The organism is Rhizobium sp. C4, from assembly GCF_021026315.1.
Taxonomy (GTDB): Bacteria; Pseudomonadota; Alphaproteobacteria; order Rhizobiales; family Rhizobiaceae; genus Ensifer_A.
Genome location: NZ_JAJNCX010000001.1, coordinates 420090 through 438494, shown reverse-complemented (window position 1 = coordinate 438494; position 18405 = coordinate 420090). Strand labels below are relative to the sequence as shown.

Annotated in this window: 16 protein-coding genes and 4 tRNA genes; 15 read left to right on the top strand and 5 right to left on the bottom strand. The window is 60.1% G+C overall.

Annotated features, from left to right (window positions below):
* Positions 1-464 precede the first annotated feature (464 nt).
* The gene (locus LQK84_RS02190; RefSeq protein WP_230826942.1) at positions 465-3272 is read left to right on the top strand and encodes an Rne/Rng family ribonuclease; all 2808 of its coding nucleotides are present in this window, start codon (positions 465-467) and stop codon (positions 3270-3272) included.
* A 99-nt stretch (positions 3273-3371) separates the two neighbouring features.
* Here LQK84_RS02190 and LQK84_RS02185 read toward each other — a convergent pair whose 3' ends face one another.
* The 3 genes from LQK84_RS02185 to LQK84_RS02175 form a co-directional block, all read right to left on the bottom strand.
* Positions 3372-4145, bottom strand: a complete 774-nt coding sequence (locus LQK84_RS02185; protein ID WP_230826941.1) for an NAD kinase — start codon at positions 4143-4145, stop codon at positions 3372-3374.
* 102 nt (positions 4146-4247) lie between these two features.
* Positions 4248-4323, bottom strand: a tRNA-Thr gene (locus LQK84_RS02180).
* Between the two features lie 70 nt (positions 4324-4393).
* A complete protein-coding gene (locus tag LQK84_RS02175; protein WP_230826940.1) occupies positions 4394-5272 on the bottom strand; it encodes a TrmH family RNA methyltransferase in 879 nt (292 codons plus the stop codon).
* A 185-nt stretch (positions 5273-5457) separates the two neighbouring features.
* Here LQK84_RS02175 and LQK84_RS02170 point away from each other — a divergent pair.
* The 4 genes from LQK84_RS02170 (at position 5458) to LQK84_RS02155 (ending at position 7543) form a co-directional block, all read left to right on the top strand.
* A tRNA-Tyr gene (locus LQK84_RS02170) sits at positions 5458-5542 on the top strand.
* A 12-nt stretch (positions 5543-5554) separates the two neighbouring features.
* Positions 5555-5628 (top strand) — tRNA-Gly (locus LQK84_RS02165).
* A 223-nt stretch (positions 5629-5851) separates the two neighbouring features.
* Positions 5852-7027 carry an elongation factor Tu gene (gene tuf / locus LQK84_RS02160; RefSeq protein ID WP_230826922.1) on the top strand — a complete coding sequence of 392 codons (1176 nt, stop codon included), beginning with the start codon at positions 5852-5854 and terminating at the stop codon, positions 7025-7027.
* A gap of 216 nt (positions 7028-7243) precedes the next feature.
* Positions 7244-7543 (top strand): hypothetical protein, encoded by a 300-nt coding sequence (locus tag LQK84_RS02155; RefSeq protein ID WP_230826939.1) that lies wholly within the window; start codon positions 7244-7246, stop codon positions 7541-7543.
* Between the two features lie 3 nt (positions 7544-7546).
* Here LQK84_RS02155 and LQK84_RS02150 read toward each other — a convergent pair whose 3' ends face one another.
* On the bottom strand, positions 7547-7918 hold the full coding sequence (locus LQK84_RS02150) for a hypothetical protein (protein WP_230826938.1): 372 nt from the start codon (positions 7916-7918) through the stop codon (positions 7547-7549).
* 198 nt (positions 7919-8116) lie between these two features.
* On the opposite strand from LQK84_RS02150, the gene LQK84_RS02145 reads away from it, so the two are divergent.
* Positions 8117-9004 (top strand): NAD-dependent epimerase/dehydratase family protein, encoded by an 888-nt coding sequence (locus tag LQK84_RS02145; protein ID WP_230826937.1) that lies wholly within the window; start codon positions 8117-8119, stop codon positions 9002-9004.
* A gap of 169 nt (positions 9005-9173) precedes the next feature.
* Positions 9174-9812: a hypothetical protein gene (locus LQK84_RS02140; RefSeq protein ID WP_230826936.1), complete on the top strand. Its 639-nt coding sequence runs from the start codon at positions 9174-9176 to the stop codon at positions 9810-9812.
* Here LQK84_RS02140 and LQK84_RS02135 read toward each other — a convergent pair.
* A complete protein-coding gene (locus LQK84_RS02135; protein WP_230826935.1) occupies positions 9802-10155 on the bottom strand; it encodes a pentapeptide repeat-containing protein in 354 nt (117 codons plus the stop codon). The two genes, LQK84_RS02140 and LQK84_RS02135, sit on opposite strands and share 11 nt — an antisense overlap.
* Positions 10156-10366: 211 nt before the next feature.
* Between LQK84_RS02135 and LQK84_RS02130 the strand changes: the two genes are divergently transcribed.
* From LQK84_RS02130 to rpoB, 8 genes are all read left to right on the top strand, one after another.
* A tRNA-Trp gene (locus tag LQK84_RS02130) sits at positions 10367-10442 on the top strand.
* Between the two features lie 162 nt (positions 10443-10604).
* Entirely contained in the window at positions 10605-10805 is a 201-nt protein-coding gene (gene secE / locus LQK84_RS02125) for a preprotein translocase subunit SecE (protein ID WP_230826934.1), read from the top strand.
* Positions 10806-10821: 16 nt separating this feature from the next.
* Positions 10822-11352, top strand: a complete 531-nt coding sequence (gene nusG / locus LQK84_RS02120; RefSeq protein WP_230826933.1) for a transcription termination/antitermination protein NusG — start codon at positions 10822-10824, stop codon at positions 11350-11352.
* A 149-nt stretch (positions 11353-11501) separates the two neighbouring features.
* Positions 11502-11930: a 50S ribosomal protein L11 gene (gene rplK / locus LQK84_RS02115; RefSeq protein WP_230826932.1), complete on the top strand. Its 429-nt coding sequence runs from the start codon at positions 11502-11504 to the stop codon at positions 11928-11930.
* A 5-nt stretch (positions 11931-11935) separates the two neighbouring features.
* Positions 11936-12631: a 50S ribosomal protein L1 gene (gene rplA / locus LQK84_RS02110; protein WP_230826931.1), complete on the top strand. Its 696-nt coding sequence runs from the start codon at positions 11936-11938 to the stop codon at positions 12629-12631.
* A gap of 330 nt (positions 12632-12961) precedes the next feature.
* A complete protein-coding gene (gene rplJ, locus LQK84_RS02105) occupies positions 12962-13480 on the top strand; it encodes a 50S ribosomal protein L10 (RefSeq protein ID WP_230826930.1) in 519 nt (172 codons plus the stop codon).
* A 59-nt stretch (positions 13481-13539) separates the two neighbouring features.
* A complete protein-coding gene (rplL, locus tag LQK84_RS02100; protein WP_230826929.1) occupies positions 13540-13917 on the top strand; it encodes a 50S ribosomal protein L7/L12 in 378 nt (125 codons plus the stop codon).
* 254 nt (positions 13918-14171) lie between these two features.
* Complete coding sequence (rpoB, locus tag LQK84_RS02095) at positions 14172-18314, top strand: DNA-directed RNA polymerase subunit beta (RefSeq protein ID WP_230826928.1); 4143 nt, start codon at positions 14172-14174, stop codon at positions 18312-18314.
* Positions 18315-18405: the final 91 nt, after the last annotated feature.

Below are 18405 nucleotides of genomic sequence, written 5' to 3'. Positions count from 1 at the left end.
TTTTCCTTGCTATTGTGACGGTTTGAACATAAAAGCTTGACCCAGGATAAAAGTATCGACGGGATAGATTCATCCCATCCGGCTGCCCACCGAAAATTGTGGCGCCCGTGACGAATCATCAGCCGTCGATGATGCTTTTATTCGCAGTGTGTTCAGGTATTTCCGGCGGTTGCCGGACAGAAACGGTGGTCTCCACCAAGCTCTTTGGAAGAGCAATTCATCGGGCCCGCAGGGGCCTATGGCTTTGGCGTTCTCGACTGGTATTCGACGTTGTCGCACCTTGTTCCGTCCCTCATCCCGAGAAGTGGGAGCCCGGTTTACCCGGTTGACGGAGCCTCGTTGCGCATGAATGCCCCCCGATCGGGAACATTTTATTCCGGCGCGCCGGCTGGCTTCATTCACAAGATTTCCGAGATGAACTTACGAATGGCCTCCATGCTGCCGCGCCGAGGAGTGCAGCATAAATGGCAGACAGAATGCTTATCGATGCGTCTCACGAGGAAGAGACGCGCGTCGTTGTCGTACGTGGCAACCGCATAGAGGAATTCGATTTCGAGTCGCAGCACAAGAAACAGCTGCGTGGGAATATCTACCTCGCGAAGGTCACCCGAGTGGAGCCTTCGCTCCAGGCCGCCTTCGTTGACTATGGCGGCAACCGTCATGGCTTCCTGGCTTTCGCCGAAATCCATCCGGATTACTACCAGATTCCGCTGGCCGACCGTCAGGCGCTTCTCGCTGAAGAGGCCGAACAGGTTCGCCGCGAGGACCGGGACGACCACGACGAGCCGGAAGCCGCCGCACCTGCTGCTGATCCCGCTGCGGCCGAACAGCCCGAGGCTGATCTTTCCGCACTGGTGACCGAAACACCGGTCGCCGTCGAGGCCGAGCCGGCTGAAAAGCCGAAGCCGCGCCGCAAGAGCCGCCGCAAGCCGAAGGCTGGCGAAGAAGTCGAAGCCGCCGCTGTCGAGCCCGCCGCTGAAACGGCCGAGGCCGTTGAGGGCGCTCCCGAAGAGGCCTCCTCCGACGACGACAGCAATCCGGACGTGATGGCTGCCGAAATCGACACCGATACGATTTCCGAAGAGTTCACGCCGCAGCGCAGCCGCCGTCGCAATCGCCGCGATGACGATGATGATGATGACGATCACGCTGAAAAGGAAGTGATCGACTCCATCGGCGCCGAAGACGCAATGGAAGAAGTTCCGGACCGCGTCGTGCGCAAGCCGCGCAAGCAGTATCGCATCCAGGAAGTCATCAAGCGCCGTCAGATCCTCCTGGTGCAGGTCGCCAAGGAAGAGCGCGGCAACAAGGGTGCTGCTCTCACCACCTATCTGTCGCTTGCAGGCCGTTACTCGGTCCTGATGCCGAACACGGCGCGTGGCGGCGGCATTTCCCGCAAGATCACCCAGCCGACGGACCGCAAGCGCCTGAAGGAAATCGCTCGCGGTCTCGACGTGCCGCAGGGCATGGGCGTGATCCTGCGCACCGCCGGTGCCAACCGCACCAAGGTCGAGATCAAGCGCGACTTCGAATACCTGATGCGCCTGTGGGAAAACGTCCGTACGCTGACGCTGAATTCCACCGCGCCCTGCCTCGTCTATGAGGAAGGCTCGCTGATCAAGCGTTCGATCCGCGACCTTTACAACAAGGACATTTCCGAGATCATCGTTGCCGGCGAGGAAGGCTATCGTGAAGCGAAAGACTTCATGAAGATGCTGATGCCGAGCCACGCCAAGGTCGTTCAGCCCTATCGCGACGTGCATCCGATCTTCTCGCGCTCCGGCATCGAGGCCCAGCTGGACCGCATGCTGCAGCCGCAGGTGACGCTGAAGTCCGGCGGCTATCTGATCATCAATCAGACCGAAGCGCTCGTCGCCATCGACGTGAACTCCGGTCGCTCCACCCGCGAACATTCGATCGAGGAAACGGCGCTTGCGACCAACCTCGAAGCCGCCGAAGAAGTTGCCCGTCAGCTTCGCCTGCGCGACCTTGCCGGCCTCGTTGTCATCGACTTCATCGACATGGAGGAGAAGCGCAACAACCGGTCCGTCGAAAAGCGTCTGAAGGATCACCTGAAGAACGACCGCGCCCGCATCCAGGTCGGCCGCATCTCGCATTTCGGTCTTCTCGAAATGTCGCGCCAGCGTATCCGCGCCTCGGTGCTGGAATCGACGACGCAGGTCTGCTCGCATTGCGGCGGCACCGGTCACGTCCGTTCGCAGTCCTCCGTCGCGCTCCACGTTCTGCGCGGTGTCGAGGAATATCTGCTCAAGAACACCACGCATGACATCACGGTCCGCACCACGCCGGACATTTCGCTCTATCTGCTCAACCAGAAGCGCGGCACGATTGTCGATTACGAAGCCCGCTTCGGTCTCTCGATCTTCATCGAGGCCGACGCCGCCGTCGGCGCGCAGCATTTCGCCATCGATCGCGGCGATCCGGTGGAAAACCCGGTCAAGGTCGAATCGCTGATGCTGATGCTGCCTGAGCCGGAAGAAGAGGAAGACATCCCCGTCGAAGAGATCGACGATGAGGATGAAGACGACATCGTCGTCGCCAAGGCGCCTGCCGAGGCGAAGTCTTCCGACGATCAGAATGGCCGCAAGCGCAAGCGCCGTCGGCGTCGTCGCGGTCGCCGTGACGATCAGGACGGTCAGAACCCGCAGGCCAATGCCGGGCAGGGCGATGATGGCGGTGAAGGTGACGACGAGGGCGATGAAGGCGACGACGAAGGTGATGCCGATGGCGCACCGGCATCCGCCTCGTCCTCGGATGACCAGCCGAAGCGCAAGCGCCGCCGCCGCGGCAAGCGTGGCGGTCGCCGTACCCGTGACGAAGACGGTGTAGAAGCCGGAAGTGCCGACGATGCCGAAGGCAATGATGAAGGCGACGACGACGGCGCCGATGAGGGCGATGAGGCCGCAGAGGTTGTCGCTGTCGAGCGTGTCGAAGCCATGGCTGTCGCTGAAGTCGCCGCCGAGCCGGTTGCCGTAGCGCCGGCCCCGGTCGTCGAAGCCCAGCCTGCTGAAGAAGCGCCTGCTGCGGCAGCGCCTGTCGTTGAAGCAGCTCCCGAGCCTGCCCCTGTTGCCGAGGCAGCAAAGGAAGAGCCGGAAGCGGAAGAAAAGCCGGCGGCCCGTACGGCACGCACGAGCGCCTCGTCTGGCCCGATCGCCACCGAGCCGGTTCTCACCTCCGGCAGCACGACCGAAGGCGGCGAACCGAAGCCGAAGAAGGTCGGCTGGTGGAAGCAGCGTGGCGGCTTCTTCTGAGGCCATCTGAAAGTCTGAATCAGAAAACCCGCCGGGCTCATGCCTCGGCGGGTTTTTCATTTCAGGGATGGAAACCCGGTCCCGGGGGGAACTGCTCGCTCAGGGGGAGAACTGCTCGCTGAGAATCCGTTCCGACCAGGAGTTGTCCGAGTCCGACAGGATGCTGACGCTCATGTCGCGCGCCTGGCGGATGCGGACATGATTGATCGACTTGACCTCCTGGTGGTCGGCGACCGCATTGACCGGCCGCTTCTCGCATTCGAGCACGGTGATATCGACGACCACCTTTTCCGGCAGCAGCGCACCGCGCCAGTGGCGCGGACGGAAGGCACTGACGGGGGTCAGCGCCATCAGTGGCGTGTCGAGCGGCAGGATCGGCCCATGGGCGGAGAGATTGTATGCCGTGGAGCCGGCCGGCGTCGCCAGCAACAGACCGTCGCAGGTGAGTTCGGCCAGGCGTGTCTTGCCGTCGATATCGACGCGCAGCTTCGCCGCCTGATAGGATTGCCTGAGCAGCGAGACCTCGTTGATGGCAAGCGCCGTATGCTTGTTGCCGTAGGCGTCCTCGGTCTTCATTTCCAGCGGATGGATGACGTTCTCCGTGGCCGCCGCGATCCGCTCATGCAGCTTCTCGACGCTGTAGCGGTTCATCAGGAAGCCGACGGAGCCCTTGTTCATGCCGTAGATGTGCTTGGACGAGTTCATCGCCTTGTGCAGCGTCTGCAGCATGAAGCCGTCGCCGCCGAGCGCCACGATCACATCCGCCTCTTCAAGCGGCGTATCGCCATAGCGCGCCACAAGCTCCTGACACGCCGCCTCTGCATCGGGTGCAGACGAGGCGGTGAAGGAGATGGTCCTGAATTCGATTGTCATGCAGATGCCCCGGCGATGCGTTGCGCCGGAACCTACATTAAAGCCAATGACATCCGCAAGACACGCGGCCTGTATCGATCGAAGATGGGACAAAGGAAAGGGTGGTGCCCCCAGAGAGACTCGAACTCCCGACCTACTGATTACAAATCAGCCGCTCTACCAACTGAGCTATAGGGGCAACGCGCGGGGAACTAGCATATTCCCCGTTTATGTAAAGTAAAAACTGCGCTTTGTTCAGCGCAAGGGCATCACCCCCGCGCGAGAAACTGCCGGCTGGCGTAAAGCGCGATTGCCGCGGCATTGGAGACATTGAGCGATTTGATCGCGCCCGGCATGTCGAGACGGGCAAGCGCGCTCACCGTTTCCCGGGTCTTCTGCCGAAGTCCCTTGCCCTCGTTGCCCATGACCAGCGCGATCTTGCCGCCCGAGAAGCTTTTCTCCAGCTCCGCCGGCCCTTCCGAATCAAGCCCGATCGAGAAGAAGCCGAGCTTGTGCAGTTCGGCGAGCGCGTCGGCGAGATTGGTGATCTGGATATAGGGGATGAGTTCCAGTGCCCCCGAGGCGGATTTCGCAAGTACACCTGATTCTGTCGGGCTGTGTCGCTGCGTGGTGATGACGGCACCTGCGCCGAACGCGACGGCCGAACGCATGATGGCGCCGACATTGTGCGGGTCCGTCACCTGGTCGAGCACCAGAACGAGCGGGCTGTCGATCAGCGCCTCCAGGCGACGCACCGGCAGCGGCCGCGTTTCCAGCATCACGCCCTGATGGATCGCCTCGGGGCCGACAATCTTCTCGATCTCCTGCGGCGTGACGATCACCAGCGGGCAGGGCGGGTTCGCCTCGTTGATCTCCAGCCGCTGCAACGCATTCAACGTTGCCGACAGGCGGATCAGCTGGCGCTGCTTGTTGTCCAGCGCGGCGCGGACCGTGTGGAGTCCATAGAGGAAGACCTGTTCGGGTGCCAACTGCGGCGCTTTCCAGTCTTCCGCGCGCGATTTGCGGCGGTCCTTGGGGGAGGGCGTGGGGATTTCGCCCCGCTCGCGTTTCTGGTCGCGGTGCGCGCGGCGCAGCGTCGCGTAATGCTTGTCGCGGTCGGAGCCGCCGGTCTTTTCATCTTTGCTCATGCGCCTCATATAGTCGTTTCGTAAGCCGAGGTCATCGCTGAGCTTTGGACTTTGACAAAAAAAATACAAAGCCTTGTTGACAGACAGGAGAAGGCCAGACTATTACGCCGCCCATGCCGTCGGGCGGTTCTGCCGCTCGAAGGCTCGAAGCGACGGACAAGCGCAAGCTTGCACGAACGCCGGATGGAAGGGTGCCCGAGTGGCTAAAGGGGACGGACTGTAAATCCGTTGGCTAAGCCTACGTTGGTTCGAATCCAACCCCTTCCACCAACTTCGCTTCCCGCGGGTATAGCTCAATGGTAGAGCAGCAGCCTTCCAAGCTGAATACGCGGGTTCGATTCCCGCTACCCGCTCCAATTTTTCTCCCCGATTAGAATTTGTTACGTCTGCTGCTTCAAGTCCGCGCGGCTCGGCTCTTGCCTTACGTCAGTTGAGCCTCTTTCGAAGCGCCGGCGCGCGCGCCAAATCTCCCGGACGTCCAGCAATTAAAGGCTTGCGCAATGGCGCGGAAAGCCTTAAACGCCACGTCCAAACCGGTCCTGCCGGTCCGCCCAAATTTTCACATGAGGACATGTTCACATGGCAAAAGGTAAATTCGAGCGCAACAAGCCGCACGTCAACATTGGCACGATCGGTCACGTTGACCATGGCAAGACGTCCCTGACGGCTGCGATCACGAAGTATTTCGGCGAGTTCAAGGCGTACGACCAGATCGACGCCGCTCCGGAAGAAAAGGCCCGCGGCATCACGATCTCGACGGCACACGTTGAGTATGAGACGGCAGCGCGCCACTACGCTCACGTTGACTGCCCCGGCCACGCCGACTACGTCAAGAACATGATCACGGGTGCTGCCCAGATGGACGGCGCGATCCTGGTTTGCTCGGCTGCTGACGGCCCGATGCCGCAGACGCGCGAACACATCCTGCTCGCTCGCCAGGTTGGCGTTCCGGCCATCGTTGTCTTCCTCAACAAGGTTGACCAGGTTGACGACGCAGAACTGCTGGAACTCGTCGAACTCGAAGTTCGCGAACTGCTTTCGTCCTACGACTTCCCGGGCGACGATATCCCGATCGTCAAGGGCTCGGCTCTTGCAGCTCTCGAAGACAGCAACAAGACGATCGGCGAAGACGCCATCCGCGAGCTGATGGCTCAGGTTGACGCCTACATCCCGACGCCTGAGCGTCCGATCGACCAGCCCTTCTTGATGCCGATCGAAGACGTGTTCTCGATCTCTGGCCGTGGTACGGTTGTGACGGGTCGCGTTGAGCGCGGTATCGTCAAGGTTGGTGAAGAAGTTGAAATCGTCGGCATCCGCGCCACGTCGAAGACGACGGTGACGGGCGTTGAAATGTTCCGCAAGCTTCTCGACCAGGGCCAGGCCGGCGACAACATCGGCGCCCTGATCCGCGGTGTGAACCGTGATGGCGTTGAGCGTGGCCAGATCCTTTGCAAGCCGGGTTCGGTCAAGCCGCACAAGAAGTTCAAGGCAGAAGCCTACATCCTGACGAAGGAAGAAGGCGGCCGTCATACGCCGTTCTTCACGAACTACCGTCCGCAGTTCTACTTCCGCACGACGGACGTTACGGGCATCGTAACGCTTCCGGAAGGCACGGAAATGGTTATGCCGGGCGACAACGTCACGGTTGACGTCGAGCTGATCGTTCCGATCGCGATGGAAGAAAAGCTGCGCTTCGCTATCCGCGAAGGCGGCCGTACCGTCGGCGCCGGCATCGTTGCCTCGATCGTCGAGTAATCGACGAGCGAAGACGGTGGCGAAAGCTGCCGACGGCGACCAAAGATGTGCAAATGGCGCGCAAGCGCGATTTGCACGCGGCGCCGGCATCGTTGCCTCGATCGTCGAATAATTAGATTTCCCGAAAGGGAAACTGAAAAGCCCCGCTGGAGACAGCGGGGCTTTTTGTTTTAGTGATTGCGTACTTAAGGCGTGAAAGTTAGAAACAGCTTCAAGATGTTTTTTCTCGTCAGAACCGCATTTCTTTTCACGCTTGCCGTGTTGCCGGCTGTCACTGTGCCAACTGTCGCGTTGGCGCGCTGCCCCGATCGCCCCGCCTGCAAGGGATGCGGCTGCAAGGGCGGTCCCGGCTATCGCGGGCCGGACGGCAGATGTGTGGGCTTCAAGCAATTGTCCAAGGTCTGCGGCAATCCGCCGGAGACCTTCTGCACGTTTGAAAACGCGCCCGGCACAGGGGCAAACCGGGAATGCGCGCTCGGGCTGGACAAGCCCGAGCCGCCTGCAACCGAGGAATAGACCTCAGTCCACCGTGATTTCCAGATAGTCGCCGCTGCGGTCGTGATAGACCTTCACGTTGATCATGCAGTCGCCCTGAAGGAGCAGGCGGCGCGCATCGCGGGTGATCGTTCCGTCGCGGATCATGCGTTCGGCCTTGGCGCGGTTGTCGACGGAGGCGAAGAACGAGTCCGGCTCGTCGCCACGCTGGCGGACGCCGAACTTGTAGTAGTTCGCCCGATCCTGACGGATGATCTGCCAGGGCTCGCGCAGGCGCTCGCCATTGGAATTGTAAAGATCTTCCTGCCCGATATAGGCGTTATATTCATCGACCAGTTCATCCGCCTTTGCGGGCGTGACGCCGATCAGCAACGGCAGCAGCAGGGCCGCACCCATTGAACGTTTCCCAAACATGAAATGTCCCCTCGTGAATGTCATTCGTTGGAAGACGCTATCGTAATTTCCATGCCTGGGGGAGAGGGGTGGACGGTTTCTCGTCTGACGCCCTTGAGAACATTTTTGCGATGGTTAGTCTCTGCGCCGGCGAGTCAGCATTCCTGACATTCGCTGCATCGGTATCGAGGAGGTAACACGATGAAAAAGCGTATTCTTTTCACGGGCGGTTCCGGCAAGGCTGGTCGTCACGTCATCCCGTGGCTCATCGCCAAGGGCTATGAAGTCCACAACATCGACCTCGTTCCGCTTAATGTCCCCGGCGTCACCAATCTGACGGTCGACATCACCGACCTCGGCGAAGTCTTCAATGCGCTCACCATGCATCGCGACTTTCCGGATCTCGAATCGGGCAGGGGCGTGCAGCCCTTCGACGCCGTCGTGCATTTCGCCGCGGTGCCGCGCATCCTCATCCTTCCCGATAACGAAACCTATCGCGTCAATGTCATGGGCACCTACAACGTCATCGAAGCCTCGGTGAAGCTCGGCATCCGCAAGGTGATCATCGCCTCCAGCGAGACGACCTATGGCATCTGCTTTGCCGAGGGTGACCGCGATCCGCACTATCTTCCCTTCGACGAGGACTACGACGTCAACCCGATGGACAGCTACGGCCTCTCCAAGGTGATCAACGAAAAGACCGCGCGCGCCTTTTCGGAGCGGACGGGCGCCGACATTTATGCGCTGCGCATCGGCAACGTCATCGAGCCGAACGAATATTCGCGCTTCCCCGGCTTTGTCGCCCACCCGGAAACCCGCCTGCGCAATGCATGGAGCTATATCGACGCGCGCGACCTCGGCCAGATCGTGCATCTGTGCATCGAGAAGGATGGCCTCGGCTACCAGGTCTTCAATGCGACGAACGACACGGTGACGACCGACTTGTCCACAGCCGAACTGGCGCAGCGCTTCTTCCCCAATGTTCCGCTCAAATGGCAGCCGGTGGGTGACGAAGCGATGATTTCGAACCGGAAAATCCGCGGAGTCCTGGGCTTCAGGGAAGAGCATAACTGGCGCAAATACGTCTGAGGCGCAGGGTGGCATCGCTGCAACGTGTGGATAGAATATCCCGCATTGCAGCAAATTTGCTGTTTGTTAACCGCTTCTCGGTCTACACTTCCTGCCGAACCGGGGAGGACAACGCGCGGTCTCCGATCTGAGGAGGCCGCCGAAAACCTGAAGGCAGGAAACCGGCTTCATGCGGAACAAATATCTCGTTGCGGCGCTCGCACTCGTCGCATTCAGTGCCTGCGAAGCGCATGCCGACAATCGCCCGCTCATCTGGGACGTGTCGCGCATCGGCGACAACGGTCTGAAGCTGCGGACCGGTTTGCAGGGCTCCAGCACCATGGAGCCGACCGCGGGCGTGACGACCGAGGTTCTGGCGGATGATGCCGGGGCAATTTCGTCTGTCCCGCTTTCCATCTGGGGATCGATCCTGTTGCACAGCTCCAGGTCTCCCGCATCGCTGCGCACCACGCAGGCAGCCATGGACTATGACGCCAATGCCGGACGGGCCCGCTTCCTCCTGTCCGAGAAACGCAGCTGGATCGAGACGGCAGCCATGGACGTTGTCAGCCGCCGGACCGTTGCGCTGAGCGCCGGAGCGGAAGGGAAGGCCGGGATTGCGGCCTCCCAGACATTCCGCCTGGAGTTTCCGGATCTCGGCGCCGCCTTCGCGACGACGGGCGTTGCCGATAGTGGTGCGCGCACCTTCACCAAGGCGATCTCCATCGAGAAGAAGCTCACCCGCCGGGCAACGGTGACGGCGAGCCTCACCGAGACCGACCGGCAGCCGACGGCCAGCCTGCGATTCGACTATTCGGTCAAGTGGTGATCCAGGCGGTGTCGCCGGCCTTGTCCTTCAGTGCGATGAGGTCGCTGATCAAATGACCGTTGATCCTCAGTCCCTCGATCTTGGCGGAGCGGATGTCGACGTTCGAGAGGTTCACATTCTCGAGCCGTGACGCCGACAGATCGACATCGCGGAGCGTCGCCGCGGTCAGGCAGACATGGCCGAATGTCGCATTCGACATCATCACATCGGTAAACGCCGCATCGCAGGCGCTGGCATTGACCACCGAGGCCTTGTCGAGATTGACATTGTAGAACTCGGAACTTTCCAGATCGACATCGTCGAAGCGCGATTGCGCAATCATCTGGTCGCGAAACTGAACCATGGTCTTCCTCCCCGGTTTCAACTCGACAGCACCAACTCACATCATGAGCCGTCGAGTGTATCACCGTCCGGCGACATTTGGCAAAGCCGGGCTGTGATCGGGGAGGGGCAAGAAAATCTGCACAAGTGCCGAAAGACGCTTGTCATTCGCGAGCAACTTGAATATGTACGCCCTCGTTCGGGATGCGGCTTGCGTTCCTTGCAGCCTTTGTAGGGGTATAGCTCAGTTGGTAGAGCGGCGGTCTCCAAAACCGCAGGTCGTAGGTTCGAGCCCTACTGCCCCTGCCATTTGCAAAGCAAAGTGAAAACGGCCACCCCGAGCAAAACCGCAAAACAAATGTCGTATTGCTCTTGTATTCGAGAGATTCGCCGTTTATGTAGCGGTAAAACAGACACGCGGCGCGTCGGGCTGGACGAACAGCTTTACGCGCCTTAATGGCGTAGGCATCAATGGCATCGAAGATGAACCCTTTCACGTTTCTGCAGCAGGTTCGCGCTGAAACGCTCAAAGTAACGTGGCCCAGCCAGCGCGAGACGGTGATCTCGACGCTGATGGTGTTTGCCATGGCTTTCTTCGCGGCTGCGTTCTTCTTTGGCGCAGACCAGCTCTTCGGCCTGCTCGTCGGCCTCGTGCTGAATGTTGGCAAGTAATAAGGCGGATATGAAGATGGCTGCGCGCTGGTATATTGTCCACGCTTATTCGAATTTCGAAAAGAAGGTCGCCGAGGATATCGAGAACAAGGCTCGCCAGAAGGGCTTGAGCCATCTGTTCGAAAAGATCCTCGTTCCGACCGAGAAGGTTGTTGAAGTGCGCCGCGGCCGCAAGGTCGACAGCGAGCGCAAGTTCTTCCCCGGTTACGTTCTGGTGCGCGCCAACCTCACGGATGAGGCGTTTCACCTGATCAAGAACACGCCGAAGGTCACCGGTTTCCTGGGTTCCGACTCCAAGCCGGTTCCGATCCCGGATAGCGAAGCCGACCGCATCCTCAATCAGGTGCAGGACGGCGTCGAGCGTCCGAAGCCGTCTGTCTCGTTCGAGATCGGCGAGCAGGTTCGCGTTTCCGACGGTCCGTTCGCATCGTTCAACGGTACGGTTCAGGATGTCGATGAAGAGCGTTCGCGCCTCAAGGTCGAAGTCTCGATCTTCGGCCGCGCAACGCCGGTCGAGCTGGAATACGGCCAGGTCGAGAAGCTTTAAGGTTTTGGGCGGACGGTTTCGTCCGTTCATTCAGCGCGTGGAAGGCGAGGGGCTTTAGCCGGTCCCGTTAATCGCCGCACCACGCAACCGCAGCCGCCGGCATTGCCGGCATAGCGCGCCCCAAAAGGCGCATTTGGAAAGGCAGAGAAATGGCTAAGAAAGTTGCAGGCCAGATCAAGCTGCAGGTCCCGGCAGGTTCGGCAAATCCGTCCCCGCCGATCGGTCCGGCACTCGGTCAGCGTGGCGTAAACATCATGGAATTCTGCAAGGCGTTCAATGCCGCTACGCAGGAAATGGAAAAGGGCATGCCGATCCCGGTCGTCATCACCTATTACCAGGACAAGTCCTTCACGTTTGCGATGAAGCAGCCCCCGGTCTCCTACTTCCTCAAGAAGGAAGCGAAGATCAAGTCGGGTTCCAAGACCCCGGGCAAGGCTTCTGCTGGTTCGATCTCGCGCGACAAGATCCGCACGATCGCTGAAGCCAAGATGAAGGATCTCAACGCCGCCGATATCGAAGGCGCGATGGCCATGGTCGAGGGCTCTGCCCGTTCGATGGGCCTCCAGGTAGAGGGTTGATCGATATGGCTAAGCTCGCAAAGCGCATTCAGAAGACCCGCGAAGGTGTTGACCCGAACAAGATGTACGGCCTGTCCGAAGCCATTTCGATGGTCAAGGAACGCGCTGTCGCCAAGTTCGACGAAACCGTTGAAATCGCGATGAACCTCGGCGTTGACCCGCGCCACGCCGACCAGATGGTCCGCGGCGTTGTCAACCTGCCGAACGGCACGGGCCGTACGGTTCGCGTTGCTGTTTTTGCACGTGGCGCCAAGGCTGACGAAGCCAAGGCTGCAGGCGCTGACATCGTCGGCGCTGAAGACCTCGTTGAAATCGTCCAGGGCGGCAAGATCGACTTCGATCGCTGCATCGCGACCCCGGACATGATGCCGCTCGTCGGTCGTCTCGGTAAGGTTCTCGGCCCGCGCGGCATGATGCCGAACCCGAAGGTTGGCACCGTGACCATGGACGTGAAGTCTGCTGTTGAAGCCTCCAAGGGCGGCGCAGTTGAATTCCGCGTTGAAAAGGCCGGTATCATCCACGCTGGCGTTGGCAAGGCATCCTTCGACGCCAAGGCGCTGGAAGAAAACATCAAGGCATTCGCCGACGCCGTCATCAAGGCGAAGCCGGCTGGCGCCAAGGGCAACTACGTCAAGAAGGTCGCGATCTCCTCGACGATGGGCCCGGGCGTGAAGGTCGAAATCTCGACCGTTACGGCCTGATTTTAAAGTTTGAGCTTTCTGGAAAGAAGGCTTTGAAAAGTTTCCGGCCTCACTGAGGGGCCGGAATTTCCGGGGTCAAACCCGGAATTCCTGTCCGAGATTGCAGGTGGGCGACCTTAATCAAGTGGCCTGCATGAGACGGGTAAGAACGGATTTTCCCGCTGGATGGCGGCATTGTCCGGTTCGAACCTCGGTTGCCTTGTGTTCCGGTTTTCCGGGCGCGAGGGGACAGGATCCTCGAGCGTTGCTCATGGGTCACTCCGATCCTTGAGCGGCAAAAGGTAACCGGCCGTAACCCGGGTTTCGGGAACGGCCAACTGGAGATAGGCAGTGGAAAGAGCGGAAAAACGCGAATTCGTCACGGAACTGAACGAAGTCTTCAAGGCTTCGGGCTCGGTTGTCGTGGCCCACTACGCCGGCGTCACCGTTGCGCAAATGAACGACTTCCGTTCGAAGATGCGCGCAGCTGGCGGCACCGTCAAAGTCGCGAAGAACCGCCTGGCCAAGATCGCTCTTCAGGGTACGCATGCGGAAACGATGACGGATCTTTTCAAGGGGCAGACGCTGATCGCGTATGCCGCTGATCCGATCACGGCTCCGAAGGTAGTCATGGACTACGCCAAGACCAACGACAAGCTCGTTATTCTCGGTGGTTCCATGGGCTCGACCGCGCTCGACGCGAACGGTGTGAAGTCGCTTGCGACACTCCCGTCTCTCGACGAGCTGCGTGCAAAGCTCCTGGGCATGATCCAGACGCCCGCTACGCGCATCGCAGGTGTGGTTCAGGCTCCGGCCAGCCAGCTTGCTCGCGTGTTTGCTGCGTATGCCAAGAAGGACGAAGCCGCATAAGGCGGTTTTTTGCTGCATTTAACCAAACAGTTCGAACCGAACACTAAGGAACTAAGAAAATGGCTGATCTCGCTAAGATCGTAGAAGACCTCTCGGCTCTCACAGTTCTGGAAGCTGCTGAGCTTTCCAAGCTGCTCGAAGAAAAGTGGGGCGTTTCCGCCGCTGCTCCGGTAGCTGTTGCTGCCGTTGCCGGTGGTGCAGCTGCTGCTCCTGCAGAAGAAGAAAAGACTGAATTCGACGTCATCCTCGTCGACGCTGGTGCAAACAAGATCAACGTCATCAAGGAAGTCCGCGCCATCACCGGTCTCGGCCTCAAGGAAGCCAAGGACCTCGTCGAAGGCGCTCCGAAGGCTGTCAAGGAAGCTATCTCCAAGGGCGAAGCTGCTGACCTCAAGAAGAAGCTTGAAGAAGCCGGCGCTAAGGTCGACGTCAAGTAATATGCGCTTCGGGGAAGGGCGGTTTATCCGCCTTTCCCCGAACGTTTCCGATCTGGAACTTTTTACCCAAAAGCCCCGCCGGGCTTTTGGGTAATGGGTTCTTCAAGAGGATGGTTCGAAGGCCAAGCATCCGGCAATCCGGCCAGATGGCTTGTCTCTTCGAACGAGTTTGATCGAACCTATATCGACGGAGCCACCTGGCCAGTGTTTTCCGTCCGTTGCAGGCCCGGATGCATAGATTTGAAGGAGCGACGATGGCTCAGACCCTTTCGTTCAATGGTCGTAGGCGCGTACGCAAGTTTTTTGGTAAAATCCCCGAAGTCGCAGAAATGCCGAACCTCATCGAGGTTCAGAAGGCATCCTACGACCAGTTTCTGATGGTTGAAGAACCCGCGGGCGGCCGCCCGGACGAGGGGCTTCAGTCCGTTTTCAAGTCCGTTTTCCCCATCACCGACTTCTCCGGCGCTTCCATGCTGGAATTCGTATCCTACGAATTCGAGCCGCCGAAGTTCGACGTCGATGAATGCCGTCAGCGCGACCTGACCTACGCAGCGCCGCTCAAGGTGACGCTGCGCCTCATCGTGTTCGATATTGACGAGGACACGGGCGCGAAGTCCATCAAGGACATCAAGGAACAGAACGTCTACATGGGCGACATGCCGCTCATGACCGACAACGCGACCTTCATCGTCAACGGCACCGAGCGCGTCATCGTTTCGCAGATGCACCGTTCGCCGGGCGTCTTCTTCGACCACGACAAGGGCAAGTCGCACTCGTCCGGCAAGCTTCTGTTTGCTGCCCGCGTGATCCCGTATCGCGGTTCCTGGCTCGACATCGAATTCGACGCCAAGGACATCGTCCATGCGCGTATCGACCGCCGCCGCAAGCTGCCCGTTTCCTCGCTCCTCATGGCGCTTGGCATGGATGGCGAAGAAATCCTGTCGACCTTCTACAACAAGGTCCAGTATCAGCGTGACGGCAAGGGCTGGCGCATCCCGTTCCAGCCGGACGCGCTCAAGGGTGCCAAGGTTACGGCCGACATGATCGACGCCGACACCGGCGAAGTCGTTGTCGAAGCCGGCAAGAAGCTGACCCCGCGTCTGCTTCGCCAGCTGTCCGACAAGGGCCTCAAGGCCCTGAAGGCATCCGACGAAGATCTCTACGGCGCATATCTTGCCGAAGACCTGGTCAACATGCAGACGGGTGAAATCTTCCTCGAAGCCGGCGATGAGCTGGACGAGAAGACGCTGCGCGTCGTGCTGGATTCCGGTTTCGAAGAACTGCCGATCCTCGACATCGACCACATCAACGTGGGCGCTTACATCCGCAACACGCTGGCTGCCGACAAGAACGAGTCGCGCCAGGATGCGCTGTTCGACATCTACCGCGTCATGCGTCCGGGCGAGCCGCCGACCATGGAATCGGCCGAGGCCATGTTCCAGTCGCTGTTCTTCGATGCCGAGCGCTACGACCTTTCGGCCGTTGGTCGCGTCAAGATGAACATGCGTCTCGACCTCGACGTCGCCGACACGGTTCGCGTTCTGCGCAAGGAAGACATCGTTGCCGTCGTCAAGATGCTCGTTGAACTCCGCGACGGTCGCGGCGAAATCGACGACATCGACAACCTCGGCAACCGTCGTGTCCGCTCCGTCGGCGAACTGATGGAAAACCAGTACCGTCTCGGCCTGCTCCGCATGGAGCGTGCGATCAAGGAACGTATGTCCTCGATCGAAATCGACACGGTCATGCCGCAGGACCTCATCAACGCCAAGCCGGCAGCCGCTGCCGTCCGCGAATTCTTCGGCTCCTCGCAGCTGTCGCAGTTCATGGACCAGGTGAACCCGCTTTCGGAAATCACCCACAAGCGCCGTCTTTCGGCTCTTGGCCCGGGTGGTCTGACCCGCGAGCGCGCTGGCTTCGAAGTCCGCGACGTTCATCCGACGCACTACGGCCGTATCTGCCCGATCGAAACGCCGGAAGGCCCGAACATCGGTCTGATCAACTCGTTGGCTACCTTCGCACGCGTCAACAAGTACGGCTTCATCGAAAGCCCGTACCGCAAGATCGTTGACGGCAAGGTGACGAATGACGTGATCTACCTCTCCGCCATGGAAGAGGCCAAGTATTACGTCGCTCAGGCCAACGCCATCCTCGACGAAGACGGTGCGTTCTCGGAAGAGTTCGTTGTTTGCCGTCACGCCGGTGACGTTATGCTGGCTCCGCGCGACACCATCAACCTGATGGACGTTTCGCCGAAGCAGCTCGTTTCCGTCGCTGCGGCTCTGATCCCGTTCCTCGAAAACGACGACGCCAACCGCGCTCTCATGGGCTCGAACATGCAGCGTCAGGCCGTTCCGCTTCTGCGCGCTGAAGCGCCGTTCGTCGGAACCGGCATGGAGCCGGTCGTTGCCCGCGACTCCGGTGCTGCCATTGCAGCCCGTCGTGGCGGCGTGGTCGACTTGGTTGACGCAACGCGTATCGTTATCCGCGCTACCGAAGACCTCGATCCGTCGAAGTCTGGCGTCGATATCTATCGCCTGCAGAAGTTCCAGCGTTCGAACCAGAACACCTGCGTCAACCAGCGTCCGCTGGTCAACGTCGGCGACGTTCTGAACAAGGGCGACATCATCGCTGACGGTCCTTCGACCGATCTCGGCGATCTGGCGCTCGGCCGCAACGCGCTCGTCGCGTTCATGCCCTGGAACGGCTACAACTACGAAGACTCGATCCTGCTGTCCGAGCGGATCGTGGCCGAAGACGTGTTCACCTCCATCCACATCGAAGAATTCGAAGTGATGGCGCGCGACACCAAGCTCGGTCCGGAAGAAATCACGCGTGATATTCCGAACGTCTCCGAAGAGGCTCTGAAGAACCTCGACGAAGCCGGCATCGTCTACATCGGCGCTGAAGTTCAGCCGGGCGACATCCTCGTCGGCAAGATCACCCCGAAGGGCGAAAGCCCGATGACGCCGGAAGAAAAGCTTCTGCGCGCCATCTTCGGCGAAAAGGCTTCCGACGTTCGCGACACGTCCATGCGCATGCCCCCGGGCACGTTCGGCACGATCGTTGAAGTTCGCGTTTTCAACCGCCACGGCGTTGAAAAGGACGAACGTGCGATGGCCATCGAGCGCGAGGAAATCGAGCGTCTTGCCAAGGACCGCGACGACGAACAGGCAATCCTTGACCGTAACGTCTACGGCCGCCTGATCGACATGCTGCGTGGTCACACGGCCGTTGCCGGTCCGAAGGGCTTCAAGAAGGGCACCGAGCTTTCCAACCAGACGATCTCGGAATATCCGCGTTCGCAATGGTGGATGTTCGCCGTCGAGGACGAAAAGGTCCAGGGCGAGATCGAAGCTCTCCGCGGCCAGTACGACGAATCCAAGTCGCGCCTTGAACAGCGCTTCATGGACAAGGTCGAAAAGGTCCAGCGCGGCGACGAAATGCCCCCGGGCGTCATGAAGATGGTCAAGGTCTTCGTCGCTGTGAAGCGCAAGATCCAGCCGGGCGACAAGATGGCCGGCCGTCACGGCAACAAGGGTGTGGTTTCGCGCATCCTGCCTGTCGAAGACATGCCGTTCCTGGAAGACGGAACCCATGTCGACGTGGTGCTGAACCCGCTCGGCGTGCCTTCGCGCATGAACGTCGGTCAGATCCTTGAAACGCACCTTGGCTGGGCTTGCGCTGGCATGGGCAAGAAGATCGGCGCGATGCTGGAGGCCTACAAGGCCGGTGCAGACATCCAGCCGCTTCGCGACACCATCGACAGCGTCATCGGCACCGGTCCGAAGGGCGAGCCGATCAAGGACTATGACGACGACTCGATCGTTCGCCTGGCCGAACAGACCAAGCGTGGCGTTTCGATCGCGACGCCGGTCTTCGACGGTGCTGTTGAAGCTGACATCAACGTCATGCTGAAGCAGGCAGGCCTGAAGGAAACGGGTCAGTCGACACTGTACGACGGTCGTACCGGCGAGCAGTTCGACCGTCAGGTCACGGTTGGCTACATCTACATGCTGAAGCTGAACCACCTTGTCGACGACAAGATCCACGCACGTTCGATCGGTCCTTACTCGCTCGTGACCCAGCAGCCGCTGGGTGGCAAGGCGCAGTTCGGTGGTCAGCGCTTCGGGGAAATGGAAGTCTGGGCGCTCGAAGCTTACGGCGCAGCCTACACGCTGCAGGAAATGCTCACCGTCAAGTCGGACGACGTGGCGGGCCGCACCAAGGTCTACGAAGCCATTGTCCGTGGCGACGACACGTTCGAAGCCGGTATTCCGGAATCGTTCAACGTTCTCGTCAAGGAAATGCGCTCGCTGGGTCTTTCGGTCGAATTGGAAAACACCAAGATCGATCCGAACGCGGCCACCGACCAGCTTCCCGACGCTGCGGAATAAAATGTGGGCCACGCGCCGGAAACGGCGCGTGGTTCTCCGGACCAGGCCTTGAGAGGCGGGCGAGGGGATTGTTGCCGCAATTCGCGGCTAT

What these genes read in the sequence shown, in the direction of transcription:
- LQK84_RS02190 (WP_230826942.1), top strand. Translation starts at nt 465, where the DNA reads ATGGCAGACAGAATGCTTATCGATGCGTCTCACGAGGAAGAGACGCGC.
- LQK84_RS02185 (WP_230826941.1), bottom strand. Translation starts at nt 4,145, where the DNA reads ATGACAATCGAATTCAGGACCATCTCCTTCACCGCCTCGTCTGCACCC.
- LQK84_RS02175 (WP_230826940.1), bottom strand. Translation starts at nt 5,272, where the DNA reads ATGAGCAAAGATGAAAAGACCGGCGGCTCCGACCGCGACAAGCATTAC.
- tuf (WP_230826922.1), top strand. Translation starts at nt 5,852, where the DNA reads ATGGCAAAAGGTAAATTCGAGCGCAACAAGCCGCACGTCAACATTGGC.
- LQK84_RS02155 (WP_230826939.1), top strand. Translation starts at nt 7,244, where the DNA reads ATGTTTTTTCTCGTCAGAACCGCATTTCTTTTCACGCTTGCCGTGTTG.
- LQK84_RS02150 (WP_230826938.1), bottom strand. Translation starts at nt 7,918, where the DNA reads ATGGGTGCGGCCCTGCTGCTGCCGTTGCTGATCGGCGTCACGCCCGCA.
- LQK84_RS02145 (WP_230826937.1), top strand. Translation starts at nt 8,117, where the DNA reads ATGAAAAAGCGTATTCTTTTCACGGGCGGTTCCGGCAAGGCTGGTCGT.
- LQK84_RS02140 (WP_230826936.1), top strand. Translation starts at nt 9,174, where the DNA reads ATGCGGAACAAATATCTCGTTGCGGCGCTCGCACTCGTCGCATTCAGT.
- LQK84_RS02135 (WP_230826935.1), bottom strand. Translation starts at nt 10,155, where the DNA reads ATGGTTCAGTTTCGCGACCAGATGATTGCGCAATCGCGCTTCGACGAT.
- secE (WP_230826934.1), top strand. Translation starts at nt 10,605, where the DNA reads ATGGCATCGAAGATGAACCCTTTCACGTTTCTGCAGCAGGTTCGCGCT.
- nusG (WP_230826933.1), top strand. Translation starts at nt 10,822, where the DNA reads ATGGCTGCGCGCTGGTATATTGTCCACGCTTATTCGAATTTCGAAAAG.
- rplK (WP_230826932.1), top strand. Translation starts at nt 11,502, where the DNA reads ATGGCTAAGAAAGTTGCAGGCCAGATCAAGCTGCAGGTCCCGGCAGGT.
- rplA (WP_230826931.1), top strand. Translation starts at nt 11,936, where the DNA reads ATGGCTAAGCTCGCAAAGCGCATTCAGAAGACCCGCGAAGGTGTTGAC.
- rplL (WP_230826929.1), top strand. Translation starts at nt 13,540, where the DNA reads ATGGCTGATCTCGCTAAGATCGTAGAAGACCTCTCGGCTCTCACAGTT.
- rpoB (WP_230826928.1), top strand. Translation starts at nt 14,172, where the DNA reads ATGGCTCAGACCCTTTCGTTCAATGGTCGTAGGCGCGTACGCAAGTTT.